Below are 14012 nucleotides of genomic sequence, written 5' to 3' on the forward strand. Positions count from 1 at the left end.
AATGGGCATCCGCTTCGACTCCGTCACCGTCGCCTACGACGGCAACGTCGTCCTCGACTCGCTCGACCTGACCGTCGAGCCCGGCGAGGTCATGGCGCTGCTCGGGCCGTCCGGCTCCGGCAAGACCACCGCGCTGCGGGCGGTCGCCGGATTCGTACGGCCCGCGTCCGGGCGGGTGCTCCTCGGCGGCCGGGACGTGACGGACCTGCCGCCGTACCGACGGGGCATCGGCATGGTGGTGCAGCAGTACGCGCTCTTCCCGCACATGCGGGTCGACGAGAACGTGGCGTTCGGACTCAAGGCCCGCAGGACGGCCAAGGGCGAGATACGCGGGCGGGTCGCCGAGGCGCTGGAGATGACCGGCATGGCCGCCTACGCCCGCCGCCACCCGCGCGAGCTGTCCGGCGGACAGCAGCAGCGCGTCGCCATCGCCCGTGCGCTCGCCATCCGGCCGGACGTGCTGCTCCTGGACGAGCCGCTGTCCGCGCTGGACGCCCAGCTGCGCTCCGGGATGCTCGCCGAACTCGCCCGGCTGCACCGCGAGCTGCCCGACGTGTCGATGCTGTACGTCACCCACGACCAGGTCGAGGCGCTGACCCTGGCCGACCGGATCGCGGTGATGGACGCTGCGCGGCTTCAGCAGTGCGGGACGCCCCGCGAGCTGTATCGGGCGCCGAAGACCGAGTTCACGGCTTCTTTTGTGGGCGGCGCGAACCTGGTGCCGGTGACCGTGGGGTCCGGGGGTGTGTCCTTCGCGGGCACGGAGATGAAGGTCGATACGGAGGGCGTGATCGCGGGGGCGCGGGCCACGCTGTGTGTACGGCCGCACGTCGTCGGGCTGGGGCAGGGGCCGAACCAGCTCGTTGGTGTCGTACGAGAGATCCAGTGGCGCGGGGCCACGCACCGGCTGTACGTCGAGGTCGGTGGGCACACGGTCATGGCGGACGTACGTGAGCTCAAGGATCCCCCCGGTCACGGGGAATCGGTGACCCTGCATTTCGAGTCCGAGGATGCGGTGTTGCTGCCCGCCGGAGTCACCCATGAGTAGGCGCCTGTTGTGGGCCCTGCCCCCAGTAGCCCTGCTCGCACTCTTCTTCCTCTACCCCCTCGCCCTCGTCGTCCAGCAGTCCTTCCAGCCGGACACCGGCGGCACCTCCCTGAAGCCGTACACCGACGTCTTCGCCTCGGAGGCGTTTTGGCACGCGCTGTGGACCACCGTCTGGCTGGCGCTGGCCTCCACGGCCGGCTGCTTGGTCCTCGGGTTCCTGCTGGCGCTGGTCATCGCGTTCGTACCGTTCCCCGGGGCGAAGGCGGTGGCGCGGTTCGTCGACGTCTTCCTGTCCTTCCCGTCCTTCCTGATCACGCTGGCGCTGCTGTTCATCTACGGCACCGTCGGCATGGCCAACGGGCTGTGGACGGACGTCACGGGCGCGGCGGACGGGCCCTTCCAGTTCCTGACCACGCCCTGGGGGGTGCTGCTGGCGGAGGTCACCTACTTCACGCCCTTCGTGATGCGGACCCTGGTCGCCGCCTTCTCCCAGCTCGACACCGCGTCGCTGGAGGCGGCCAGTTCGCTCGGCGCCCGTGCGCCCCGCATCGTGCGGCAGGTGATCCTGCCGGAGGCGCTGCCCGCGCTCGCGGCCGGCGGGAGCCTCGTCCTGGTGCTGTGTCTCAACGAGTTCGGAATCGTGCTCTTCACCGGCGCGAAAGGGGTCACGACCCTGCCGATGCTCGTCTACAGCAAGGCGATCCTGGAGTCCGACTATCCGGGCGCGTGCGTGGTCGCCGTCGTCAACGTCCTGATCTCCGTGGGGCTGTACGGCCTCTACCGGGTGGTGAGCCGTCGTGCTGGTGCATAGCCGCAAGGCCAAGTGGGCCGTGTGGGCGGTGTTTCTCGTCCTCTTCGTGCCGCTGTTCGCCCTGCCCCTCCTCGTCGTCCTCGGCGCCTCCTTCGCCACCCACTGGTCCAGCGTCCTGCCCTCGGGCCTGACGACGGCCAACTACCGCTCCGCCACCCGCGGCGAGGCCCTCCAGGCCCTCACCACCAGCCTGGTCACGGCCGCCACCGCGAGCCTGCTCGCCCTGGCCGTCGGCACCTGGGCCGCGCTGGCCGGGGCCGCCCTGAAGAAGCGCTACCGCCGGGTCCTCGACGCGCTGTTCGTGCTGCCGGTCGCCGTGCCGTCGGTGGTGGTCGGACTGTCGGTCCTGGTGGCCTTCTCCAAGCCGCCGATGCTGCTCAACGGCACCCGGTGGATCGTGATCCTCGCCCACACCGTGCTGGTGACCGCCTTCGCCCACCAGTCCGTGTCGGCGGCGATCACCCGCCTCGACCCGGCGTACGAACAGGCCGCCGCCTCCCTCGGCGCCCGGCCCGCGTACGTCCTGTGGCGGGTGCGGCTGCCGCTCCTGCTGCCCTCGCTCACCGCCGCAGCCGGCCTCTGCTTCGCCCTGTCCATGGGCGAGCTGAGCGCCACGATGATGCTCTACCCGCCCGACTGGACCCCGCTTCCCGTCCTGATCTACTCGGCCACCGACCGCGGCGCCCTGTTCGCCGGGTCCGCCGTCGCGGTGGTCCTCATGGCCGCGACCCTGCTCGTCCTGTTCGCCGTCTCCCGGGTCCGCACCAAAGCCTCGTACCGATGAACCCACAGCGCTGATCCCGCAGCGCTGAATCCGTGACACTCCCCCTCCCTCACCACCCCTTTCACCGCCAGGAGTTCATCCCGCCATGCCCAGAAACACCCTCAAGCTCGCCGTCGCCGTCTCGCTCCTCGCCACCCCGCTGCTCACCGCCTGCGGCGGCTCCTCGTCCTCCTCCGACGCCAAGGCCGTCACCGTCTACAGCGCCGACGGCCTCAAGGGCGAGAACGGCGACGGCTGGTACGACAAGCTCTTCGCGGACTTCACCAAGCAGACCGGCATCAAGGTCAAGTACGTCGAGGGCGGCTCCGGCGAGATGGTGCAGCGCGCCCTGCGCGAGAAGAGCAACCCGCAGGCCGACGTGCTGGTCACCCTGCCCCCGTTCATCCAGCAGGCCGACAGCAAGGGCCTCCTGGAGAAGTACGAGCCGAAGGACTCCGAGCAGGTCAGCGGCGGCGACAAGGCCGTCGACAGCACCTGGACCTCCGTCGTCAACAACTACTTCGGCTTCGTCTACAACAAGAAGGAGCTGAAGCAGGCCCCCAGGACCTGGGACGAACTGCTGGGCGGCAAGTACAAGAACAGGCTCCAGTACTCCACCCCCGGTGTCGCCGGTGACGGAACCGCCGTACTGATCAAGGCCATGCACGACTTCGGCGGCAAGGAACAGGCACTCGCCTACCTGAAGAAGCTCCAGGCCAACAACGTCGGCCCGTCCGCCTCCACCGGCAAGCTCGCGCCCAAGGTCGACAAGGGCGAACTGCTCGTCGCCAACGGCGATGTGCAGATGAACTACGCCCAGTCCAAGGACATGCCGGGCCTCGGCATCTGGTTCCCGGCCGGCAAGGACGGCAAGCCCACCACCTTCGCGCTGCCCTACGCGGCCGGCCTCGTCACCAAGGCCCCGCACAGCGAGAACGGCAAGAAGCTGCTCGACTTCATGCTCGCGCAGAAGCAGCAGCAGGAGGTCAGCGAGATCGGCGGCGGCTTCAGCGCCCGCCAGGACGTCAAGGCCACCGACCCCAACGCCGTCGCGCTCACCAAGCTGATGGACGGCGTGGACATCTTCACGCCGGACTGGAACGACATCGACAAGAACCTGACGTCGTACGTCGAGGACTGGAAGTCCGCCACCGGCAGCTGACCAACGACGAGTTCTGGACCAGGCACCGGCGGGAACAACCGGCACTGGGTGATCGAAGCGGTCGAGATCAGCCAGTCCTGACCAGGGCCGGGATCAGGTCCCTCTGACCAGGCTGGGGGCGTCGGTACGCCGCGGTTCCGGCGCCCCCAGCCGAGCTGGGCGCACGTCGATGCCCCGTCGCGTCACTTCCCGCCTCCGAACGCGCCGTGCCCGCGAACGGGGCCGTCCGCGGGCATGGGGTGGGGTGTTGAAGGAGCTGTGGAGAGCCGGGCGGTCGGGCCGCCCGGGCCAGATCCGGGCTCAGGCCCGGAGGAGCTCCAGCAGGTGGCGGGTGCGGGCGACGAGGTCGGCGGCGCGGGCCGGGTCGGGGGCCACCGAGTGGAAGACCAGGGCCAGCATGATGGTGGTGTCGAGCCGGTGCAGGAGGGCGGCCCGGGACTGCAGATCGGGCAGGGCGGCGGACGCCGCGTAGCCGGCGAGGATGCCGTCCGCATCAATGCCGTTGTCTGCCAGCCTGGCGTACTCGGCGACACGCGCGAGCTCCATCAGGACGGGGCCGACCAGGGCGTTGGACCAGTCGACGACGGCGGTGAGCCGTCCGGCGCTGCCCAGGAGGTTCTGTCGGCGGATGTCGAGGTGCAGCAGGCGTGGTTCGTCCGGCTCGGCTTCGAGTACCGTGCGGATCTCGCCGGGGCCGGGCAGTTCGGGCAGGTCGGCGGCGAAACCGCGCAGTGTCGCGTGACGGGTTGTCAGCCTGTCCGTGAGGAAGGTCGGGAAGTCTCCGGCCCCCTGGTAGGCGAGCTTCATCGAGGGCGGGTTCAACTGGTGGAGGGCCGCCAGGAAGCCGCCGATGTCCGCGGCAGCCACGGGGAGTTGGTCATGCTCCACGTAGCTCGCGAGGGAGACGACGAGACCGTCCTCCCGGGCGATCAGTTCGAGCGAGGCCGCGGCAGGGAGACCCTGGCGGGTGAGGAGTCCGGCGATCTCGTGCTCCTGGCGGACCAGGTCGCCGGCGTCCACCTGTCCGTAGGGCGCGGAGTAGACCCGGTGCCTGGGGACGCGCAGGGCAACGTCGCCGTGGGCGGCGCTGCGGGCGCGGTAGACGGCGAAGTCCACGCCCTGACCGGCGAGGCCGAGGAGTTGCAGCCCCCGCTCCTCGGTCACCTGGACGGCCACCTGCCGGGTGTCCAGCTCTCCGTACTGGGGTTCGGGCGTCACTGGGCGGTCCTTCCGGCGCGGATCGGGAGCTGTGCGGCGAGTGTTGCGAAGCCGTGCAGGGTTGTGATGCGAGGGCCGGCGAAGTCGGGGAACCGTGTGTAGCGGTCGAGCAGGACGGGGTGCAGGCCCGCCCCCAGGGCCCCCTGAACGTCGACGGCGATCGAGTCGCCGACGAAGACGCACTCCTCCGGCGGTCGGCCGAGGCGCTCGCAGGCGAGAACGAAGATCTCCGGTTCGGGCTTGCCCAGGCCGACTTCGCTGCTGATGACGATGGTGTCGAAGAGCCCGCTGAGGCCGGTGTTGTCGAGGATGTTGCGCAGCCACTGGTCGAAGTTGGAGACGAGGGCGAGCGGGTGACCGGCGTCGCGCAGGTTCCGCAGGCACGGCACTGCGTCGGTGTAGCTGCGGTACTGCATCGGATCCAGGATGTGCTCCGCTGCGCGGCCGGCCGCTTCGGCCGAGTCGCCGCCCCCGGCTCTGCGCAGTGCCTCACGGCAGAACCGGGTCCACATCGACAGACGCCGCCGGGAGTCGGGTTCGTCGTCCGGCCAGTTCCCTTCGGCGCCGATGTCCCACAGCGCTCGGCGCACGGCGTCGGCGGAGGGGGCTCCGGCGTCGCCCAGCCAGGCGGTGGAGAGGAGTTCGGGTATCGCGGGCGTGAGCTCGATGAGGGTGTCGGCCGCGTCGAAAAGGACGGCGGGCATGGCGGAGCCGGGCGTCGGCGCGGGGGTCATCGCAGGTCCTCGTCGGTGATGAGCATGGTGCACAGGCCGCCCCTGGTGGCCTCGACGGCGCTGCGGGCCGCTTCGACGTCGGGTTGATTCAGGACGAGTGTGTTCTCCGAGCCGGAGAAGTAGTCGCTCATCAGCAGGGCGGTGGCCGGTCGTCCGCTCAACCGCATGGCGCGCAGGGCGAGTTCGACGTCCCCCTTGTACATCTCGACCAGCACGCAGGTGATTCCGGCGGCGAGGTAGCAGGTGAGTTCGCCGAGGAACTGCTCGGCGGGGAGCTTGTGGCGGCTGTGCAGGCCGGAGAAGTAGGCGAAGGAGCGCTCGAACGGGTCGGTGCGGAAGCGCGCGGCGTTGCGGGAGGCGGCGAGCAAACCGATCGGGACGCCAGGGGTCACCTGGATCTCCCGGTTCGTGAGAGGCAGGCCGTCCAGGACGTCGTAGGTGTCCGGGTTCCCCTCGATGAGCAGGCCGACGTGGTGGACGCCCTTCTCGTGGAGGTCGCGCAGCGCGTCGTCGACGTGGTGGATGTTGGCGTCGAAATCGCCGAACTCGTACGGCAGGACGTGCGCGGTGAGTCGGTCGTGGTTCGGCAGCAGCGGAAGGGTGTTTGCGTACGTCCAGTCCGACATGACGACGTCTTCGACGCCTTCCAGCGCTCGGACGACGTCGCCGGTGTCGGTGACGGTCCAGGGGCCGACGCCGACGGCGTGGACGGTCTGGACGGCGCCGCGCGGCCTCGGGCGACATCGTTGCAGTCGGCGCTGGATGGCCGCTTCCCGACGGGAGAGGAAGGCGTCGGGTACCACGAAGGACACCTCCGTCGGGCCGGATGTGGGCGGCGCCTCCAGCAGGTCGGAGTCGGTGGCCGCGGCGGCGAACCGGGCCAGCCCCCACTGGTCCCCGACGAAGGCAACGGGACGCCCCCAGCCGAGTACTCCGAGCGAGGCGGTCAGGTCCTGCTCAAATCCGCGCGTCCTCAGCGCGACGAACCCGCCCGACACCGGGGAGACGGGGTGGCGCTCCCCAGCGACGGTGAGGACGGTTTGGTGTCGCACCGCAGCGGCGGCGCGGAACACCGCCATGCCGACCAGTGCGGCCTCATTCTCCACAGCAATCACAACTGTCCCTTCATCGCGGGCTAGGGCTTCGGATGGTCAGGTGAGAGCGGTCGGGGTACGGGTGAGCCGCGCCTCGGCCAGCAGTGCGGGTACGACCAGGACCAGGGCCGCCACTGCCAGGAGACCGCCCGCGAGGAACGCGGCGCGCGTTCCCCAGAAGTCGGCGAGCAGGCCGTAGAGGGCGGCGCCGAGCGGCATCGTGCCCCAGGCGAAGAGCCGGTAGACGCCGATAGAGCGCCCCAACAGGGCTTCGGGCACGAGGGATTGGCGCACGGAGACGGCGACGACGTTCCAGATCATGATGGCGGCTCCGCAGGCGAAGTTGGCGGCACCGACGGCCCACGGGCTGGTGGTGGCCGCGATGGCCGGTCCACAGGCGCTGACCACCGCGAGGGCGGTGGCGAGCGCGCGGGCGCGACCCAGCCGGCGAGTGAGCCGCTCGGCCATCGCGCCACCCAGCACGCCGCCGAGCGCCGAGGCAGCGACGAACAGACCGTAGGTGGACGCGGGGAGGCCGAGGACCTCCCGGATCAGCAGGACGAAGACCGCGATCTGCCCGAGATAGACCGCGTTGACGAGCCCCGCTGCGAGCGTGAGCGCCCGCATCAGGCGGTCCCGCGCGACGAAGGAGACCCCCTCGGCGATCTCCTTGAGCAGCCGGGGGGGAGCGTCCGACCGGCTCGACCGGCTCGCCGGGAGACCGCTCAGGAAGCCGGCGGACAGCAGGAACGAGACGGCGTTCACCAGCAGAGGCACGTACTGACCGACCCCGAAGAGCCAGCCGCCGACGACGTGGCCGACCATGTCCCGGCTGAGCGTCTGGGAGGTGAACAGTCGGCCGTTCGCGGCCGGCAGGCGTTCGGCGGTGACCAGCGCGGGCAGTACGGCGAACGACGCGCAGTCGAAGAGGACCTCCCCGATGCCGAGCGTCAACGCGACTGCCACCAGGGGCCACAGATGCAGTGAGTCGCTCAGCAGCAGGACCACGGCGACCGCGAGCGCGCCCGCCCGGAGCAGGTCGGCCGCGACCATCAGCGCTCGACGGTCCCAGCGGTCCGCGAGGGCGCCTGCCGGGAGGCTGAGCAGCAGCCAGGGCAGGGTGGAAGCGGCCGTCACCAGGCTCACCGCGAAGGGGGAACCGAGCAGAGCCGCGGAGAGCAGGGGCAGTGCCGAGAACCGCACGCCGTCGCCCAGCGCGGAGATGGTCGAGGCCGCGAGTAGCCGCCGGTAGGCGGTTTCCGTCCCCCCGGACCGCCTCATTCCGACTGCCCGTCGGCAGCCTCGGCGCTGACTGCAGGGGATCCGACTGCTGCGGGTCCGCTGAAGACGGCGTAGCGCAGCTCGCTCGTGTACGACGCCTCGTTCACCCGCAGCCAGCGCTGCTCCGCAGACGGCAGCAGCTCGGAGATCACCACCGCCCCCTCGACCCCGCGCACCAGCCGGAAGAACTGCCGGACGATCAAGGGGGCGTCCCAGTCCACGTAGACGGGTTTGGGCTGACCGGGCAGCTTCGCGAACACCCGGCGGGGCCACCCGTATCGGGCGCGCAGCCGGCAGGCGGTGAGGTACTCGGCCGTGTCGTCGGCCTTCACCGGACTCCCGGTGAGCGACCAGCCGCGCAGCTCGGAAGCCGGCACTCGCCACAGCTCGCGCTGCAGGACGGTGCGCCGGTGGCGGATGCGCGGCACGTGCGAGAGCTCGCCGAGGTCGAGGCCGTTGCCGCCGTGCAGACGCGGGAACGCGAAGGGTGCCAGAGGGTCGTCCATGAGGGTGTAACCGCCGGCGGGGGGTGCGAGCAGCCGGAGCCGTTCGGGTCGCCCCTCGGCGCGCAGCTCCAGCCTGGTGCCGTTCAGGAGCAGGTGGAGGTCCGAGGGGTGCAGTACGTCGGCGCGGTCCTTCGGCGAGCGGCCGAGGATCTCCAGGTCCGGGCCGGGGAAGCGCTGCTGGGATGCGGTCTTGTCCTGGTGGCCACGCAGCACGTCCACGAGGAGTTCGTCCTCGTCCAGGAGGGTCCGGTAGTGCGTGTGAACCTCCTCGGCCAGCTGGGGTGCGCGCTCGGCGGCCTGGACTGAGAGGCTGCTGTGGGTCAGCAGGTCACGGCCCGCGTGCAACTCGCCGACGACGGCCAGGAATTCGCCTGCGGACAGTGCCTCGGGCCCGTCTGCGGCCAGCAGCACGTCCGGGTTGCAGAAGGCCGCGGGCCCCTGAGGCAGTGAGCTCCTCAGCTCGCGGATGCGGTGGTCGGGCACGACGACCTCGCGGGTTCCGGGGGCGGCGTTGCCGATCAGGTGCCGGACCACGGTGGCCCGGAGCTGGTCCACCTCCCTGGTGACCTCGACGCAGAGCAGGGCGAGTTGCTCGCGGTCCTCGACGAACGCGCGGTAGAAGTCGGCCAGCGGCACGGGCCGTCCCTGCCCGAAGCGGCCTCGGAACCAACGGGTGAGGATGTCCGTCTCCAGCCGCAGCCGCAAGCGAGGGGCCGCGAGTGCGATCTCGTAGACGACCGCCAGCTCCTCGCTGAGGACGGTGACGAGGTCCGAGCCGATCCGCAGGTCGTCGAGCTCGCCGTGGGCCTCCTCCCACACCACGCTGCGGTCCGCGTAGTGGTGGCCGCCGAACCGGTTCGCCGGGCCGGCCGTGAGCTCCTCGAAGCGGGCCTTCAAGTCGCGCAGCGCGGTCGGCCGCTCGTGGTACGGGGCCTCGGCGAAGGTGGCGACGGCCGCCTCCAGGCTGGAGATCCACTCCATCGCGGGGTGGTCGCCGGCTCCGCCCGCGACGAGTTGTCCGCGCAGGGCGGCGAGCGGCCGTGGGTCGCCGACGGGCACCTCCGGCCAGGCCGTGACCAGGCCGCGGTCGACAAGGTCCGCGAGCGCCTCGTCGAAACCGGAGGCGGAGCCGAACCTCCTGGTCCACTCGGTGACCAGCTCTCCCAGCGTCCGAACGCCGTCGCACTGGCGCAGCAGCCACTCCTGCGGCGGCTCGGTGGCGAACCGTCCAACCCGGTCGAACCGCCAGTCGACGCCCGGGGCCGCGTCCACTCCGCACGAGTAGAGGTCGACGCCCCCCTGGTCGAGGAACACGAGCGGCAGACGACGGGGTCGGACGAGCAGGCGGAGCCCGGGGTCCTCGCCGAGCTTCCGGGCCAGTCGGGCCGCGGCCCAGTGGCTGACGTAGGCGCGGCGCCGGACGGCGGATCCACTCGTCCAGTCGAGCATCCCGTCGCCGCCGACGCGGGCGACGTTCAGTGGCCCGAAGTGGGAGTGGGTCTCGTTCTTCGCCGTGACGCGCTGGAGGTACATCGTCAGCAGGTCGGTCATCTTCTGGGCGTGGGTGCGCCGGCGCCCGGTCGCGTCGGGGTCGAAGGCGTCCAGCCACGCGAGGAACTGAGGCGCGTTGGCGTCGTTCGACAGCAGCAGGACGTCCCGGAGCCGCTCGTCGGCGAAGGCCTTCACGACGGCCAGGCGGCCCGTCCGCAGCCGCTCCGCGTGGGCTTCGGTGAACTCCTGGCAGGTACGCCGGAGCTCCGTGGCGGCTTCCTGGTACGTGGCCAACGCCCGCCCAAGCGGACCGAGTTCGCGCATCGCCGACGCCAGGTCCGGCTCGGGCAGCGGTCGCAGCATGCCGATCGCGTTGCTGATGGTCCCGCCGGCGGTCACTGGGGACTGCTTCAGCACCTCCTTCGCCGAGGCCGCCGCCTCCCGCAGTTCGGCGTGTCGGCCGAGCAGAGCGCGGGCGTCGGCGTCGGCGCCCTCGTCGACCAGGTCCGATAGCAGTTCGAGCGGGAACCCGGCCTGGCGGACGAGTGCGGTCGGAGCCAGCGACCACCGCGGTGGAATCGACGCGCGGAGGGTATGGGTTCGCGTCAGCGGGCCCGGGCTGTCCGTAGTCACCATAAGGGAACCTCTCGGCTCTGGGAGGGTTTGGGGCCCGTGCGGGCAGGGTGCATCGACCGTCCGCGGGCCCACCGATGGATGGGCGTGGGCGGGTGCGGGTGGTGAAGGGGATGGCGACCGACGGGTGGATCGGACCGCGCCAGGAGGGACGACGGACTACGCGGGCGCGTCCGTACGGGAGAAGACTGTGCAGCGCAGCTCGCTGGTGTGGCGGCGGCCGGCCACGTCGAGCCAGAGCTCGTCGGGCCCGGGCAGCATCTCACTGAACTCCAGTGCCCCCTCGACTCCCTTGGCGAGTCGGACGAGCTGGCGCACCAGCAGCGGCGCCTCCCAGTCCAGGAAGACCGGCTTGGGCTCGCCGGGGATCTTCACGAAGCAGTGCCGAGGTAGTCCGAGCCGCTCACGAAGCCGTACTGCCCCCAGGTGCGCCGCCGCGTCCGCAGCCACGGAGCGGCCTCCGGGCGTCCACGGCTGCAGGTCCGCGACGGGCACCCGCCAGCTCTCGCGCCGCAGGACGACCCGTCCGCAGCGGATCCGTGGCACGTGCGCCAGGTCGTCGGTGCGGATGCCGATGCCGCCGAAGTGACGGGGGAACGCGAACACCGCCAGCGGATCGTGCCGGATGCCGGGCCCGCCCGCGAAGGGGGCCTTGAGCCGCAGCCGGCCGGACACCCCGCGGGCGCGCAGTTCCAGGCGCTCGGGCGCTACCGTCACCGACAGCTGCGCCGGCTGGACGACCTGGTCGCGCGGCTTGCCGGACCGCCCGTGGACCTCGATGTCGATGCAGGGATAGGTGAGTTGTGCGCCGGTCTTGTCGATGTGAGCGCGCGCCAGGTCGACGAGGACCTCGTCATTGTCCAGCAGGCCGTCGTAGCGCTGCTGCGCCTCGGTCACGATGCCGTCGGCGCGCGCGGCGAGCAGCGGGGCGAGACTCGAGTGCGTCAGGGGGTCGCGCAGCGCGTGGCAATCGCCGACTACTGCCGTGAAGTCCCCGTCGTTCAGGGCCTGGAGGTCTCGCGCCGCGAGCATCACGTCGGGACTGCAGAGGGCGGGCACGTCGCCCGAGTGCCGGGCGATCAGCTCTTCGAGACGCGCTCGGTCGACCTGGACCTCGCGCCGGGCGGGGTCCACGCCGCCGAGCAGGACCTCCCTGAGTTCACTCTCCACGGTGGCGATCTCAGCGTCCACGTCCGCGCAGGCGGTCTCCAGCTGTTGGCGGTCGGCGAAGAACGCCTGGTAGAAGTGGTGCAACGGGACGTCGGCTCCGACGCCGAAGCGGGTCTGCGCCCACTGCGTCAGGATCACGCGCTCACGCCGCATCCGCAGGCGCGGGGCGAGCAGGACGACGCCGTAGACGGGCGTCAGCTCGCCGGTGAGGAACCCGGCCAAGCCGGGGCCGATCGTCAGGTCGTGCTGCGGGCCGTGCGCCTCCTCGTAGAAGAGGGAGCGGTCGGCGTAGTGGGTGCCTCCGGGACGCTCAGCGGAACCGCCGGTGAGTGCTTCGAAGTCGGCCTTGAGCGAGGCGACGAGAGCGGGCCGATCGGCCGCTGGGGCGAGCGGGAACTCCGTGAGGAACCGGTCGAACCGGTCCAGGGCCGTGCCGAGGTCTGCCGCCTCGCCGTCGGCCTCTGCCACCAGCTCTCGGAGCGCCGCGAGCGGTTGGACGGCCCCGATGGGGATCTCTGCCACCGTCACCAGCCAGCCGTCCGCCGCGGCCCTGCGGAGCGCCTCGTCGAGCTCGGCGCCGGAGCGCGCGGTGCTCGCCGCCCAGTCCCGGTGGAGGTCGTCGACGGTGCGCCGTGCGTCGCAGTGGCGCCACAGCCAGTCGGCCGCTTCGTCCACGGGGGAGCTGCCGACCACCACGAACCGCCAGTCGCCGGGCATGCCAGTCTCGGTGCGGAACGCGAACAGGTCGATGCGCTCGCCGTCTCGAAACGCCAGCGGGCGTAGGCGGGGGCGGATGCGGCCGTGGAGCCGCGGGTCGGCGCTGAAGATCTCTGCCAGGCGCTCCGCCGCCCAATGGCTGAGGAAGGCGACGCGCTCGATCGGTGTGTCCGTCCAGGCGAGGCCGTCGCCTACGCTCCGGTCCCCTCCTTCGGTCTGGATGGCGCCCACGCTCACCGGCCCGAAATGGGAGGTGGTCTCGTTCTTCGACGTGACTCGCTGCAGGTACATGGCGAGCAGGTCGGTCATCCGGCGGGCGGTCCGGTCGGACATCGCGCCGTCCCGGTCCAGCCACGCCTCGAAGCGCGGGAAGTGGGCCTCGTTGGAGAGCAGGAGCACCTGCCTCAGCGCAGGGTCCTCGCGGAACAGCCGGGCGACGTGACGCCGTGAGTCCTCCAGCGCGGCCGCATACCGTTCCTCAAGAGCGGAAACACTTCTCTCCAGGGCCTGCACCGCGCCCTGATAGTCCGTGAGGGCCGCTCCGAAATCCGCTGGCAGCCCGGCGGCGTCCTCCTCGGGGAGCTCACGCAGCAGGCCGAGCCGGGACAGCGCTCGCTGTCGGCCGCCCGCGTCGCCCTGGCGCAATAGCTTCGCTAACTGGTCGGCCAGTTTGGTGGCGCGGTCGGTCGCGACCAGCACAGCCGAGAGCTCGGCTGTGAGGTCGTGCGCCAGTGGATCCAGCGTGTCCAATGCAAAGCCGGCCTGCCGGAGGAGCGCGTGGCTCATCGCGGTCCAGGATTCAGTCATGACTCTTTTCCCCCATAACGCACGGATTTCCACCGGGCATCGAGTCACCGCCGGTCATGCGTGTGAGGCCGATGCCGCGTTACCGCCCCTTGAAGGGTACTGGGTGGCGGCCCGTCAACTACCGTCGTGTGGCGCGCTACCACGACGAACGACGGTTGATCCACTCCCCGTGAAACCCTCCCGGATTGTTCATTCAAGATCGTACTCAGTCGATCACACCCTTCCAAGTCCCGGGTCGACTATGGATGTCGTCACACCGGCCGATGTGCGGGTCGGGACTCCGCGGTGGCGCTGAGTAGGCCCGGAGCGCGGTGCCGGGAATTGTTGATTTCGAGAAGGGTCTCCAGGGAAATCTGCACAAGGTCTGGAATCGGATGTCGTCGGGCTCGTGGCCCGGCATCTGATGCGAGGGGTGGAGCCGACTTTCCATCCGGACAGCTGCGGATACCGGCCCGGATGACCTGCCCTTGATGCAGTGGAAAGGTGCCGGGAGCGTTGCTGGAAGAAGGTGGTCGAACTCGACATCCGGAAGTTTTTCGACAGCGTGCCCTGGGGCCTGCTCGTCAGAAGCGGGAGC

10 protein-coding genes are annotated in these 14012 nt (G+C 70.8%); 4 read left to right on the forward strand and 6 right to left on the reverse strand.

Features of this window, described 5'->3' with window-relative positions; all coding sequences use genetic code 11:
* Nucleotide 1: 1 nt before the first annotated feature.
* The 4 genes from ACWD3E_RS00830 to ACWD3E_RS00845 all read left to right on the forward strand — a co-directional run bounded on the left by ACWD3E_RS00830 (nt 2) and on the right by ACWD3E_RS00845 (nt 3784).
* Complete coding sequence (locus tag ACWD3E_RS00830) at nt 2–1048, forward strand: ABC transporter ATP-binding protein (RefSeq protein WP_451385393.1); 1047 nt, start codon at nt 2–4, stop codon at nt 1046–1048.
* Entirely contained in the window at nt 1041–1859 is an 819-nt protein-coding gene (locus ACWD3E_RS00835) for a 2-aminoethylphosphonate ABC transporter permease subunit (protein WP_451385394.1), read from the forward strand. The genes ACWD3E_RS00830 and ACWD3E_RS00835 overlap by 8 nt, the downstream gene beginning before the upstream one ends.
* On the forward strand, nt 1846–2643 hold the full coding sequence (locus ACWD3E_RS00840) for an ABC transporter permease (RefSeq protein WP_451385395.1): 798 nt from the start codon (nt 1846–1848) through the stop codon (nt 2641–2643). The genes ACWD3E_RS00835 and ACWD3E_RS00840 overlap by 14 nt, the downstream gene beginning before the upstream one ends.
* Nucleotides 2644–2728: 85 nt before the next feature.
* On the forward strand, nt 2729–3784 hold the full coding sequence (locus ACWD3E_RS00845) for a 2-aminoethylphosphonate ABC transporter substrate-binding protein (protein WP_451385396.1): 1056 nt from the start codon (nt 2729–2731) through the stop codon (nt 3782–3784).
* A 300-nt stretch (nt 3785–4084) separates the two neighbouring features.
* Here the strand turns inward: ACWD3E_RS00845 and ACWD3E_RS00850 are convergent, their stop codons facing one another.
* The 6 genes from ACWD3E_RS00850 to ACWD3E_RS00875 form a co-directional block, all read right to left on the reverse strand.
* Complete coding sequence (locus ACWD3E_RS00850; RefSeq protein ID WP_451385397.1) at nt 4085–5002, reverse strand: aminoglycoside phosphotransferase family protein; 918 nt, start codon at nt 5000–5002, stop codon at nt 4085–4087.
* Nucleotides 4999–5736 (reverse strand): HAD family hydrolase, encoded by a 738-nt coding sequence (locus ACWD3E_RS00855; protein WP_451385398.1) that lies wholly within the window; start codon nt 5734–5736, stop codon nt 4999–5001. Before ACWD3E_RS00855 ends, ACWD3E_RS00850 begins: the two co-directional genes overlap by 4 nt.
* The gene (locus tag ACWD3E_RS00860) at nt 5733–6842 is read right to left on the reverse strand and encodes a hypothetical protein (RefSeq protein ID WP_451385399.1); all 1110 of its coding nucleotides are present in this window, start codon (nt 6840–6842) and stop codon (nt 5733–5735) included. The genes ACWD3E_RS00855 and ACWD3E_RS00860 overlap by 4 nt, the downstream gene beginning before the upstream one ends.
* A 45-nt stretch (nt 6843–6887) precedes the next feature.
* Nucleotides 6888–8111: an MFS transporter gene (locus ACWD3E_RS00865; protein WP_451385400.1), complete on the reverse strand. Its 1224-nt coding sequence runs from the start codon at nt 8109–8111 to the stop codon at nt 6888–6890.
* The gene (locus ACWD3E_RS00870; RefSeq protein ID WP_451385401.1) at nt 8108–10744 is read right to left on the reverse strand and encodes a lantibiotic dehydratase; all 2637 of its coding nucleotides are present in this window, start codon (nt 10742–10744) and stop codon (nt 8108–8110) included. Before ACWD3E_RS00870 ends, ACWD3E_RS00865 begins: the two co-directional genes overlap by 4 nt.
* A gap of 156 nt (nt 10745–10900) precedes the next feature.
* Complete coding sequence (locus ACWD3E_RS00875; RefSeq protein WP_451385402.1) at nt 10901–13435, reverse strand: lantibiotic dehydratase; 2535 nt, start codon at nt 13433–13435, stop codon at nt 10901–10903.
* Nucleotides 13436–14012 lie beyond the last annotated feature (577 nt).

The organism is Streptomyces sp. NPDC002676, from assembly GCF_053592455.1.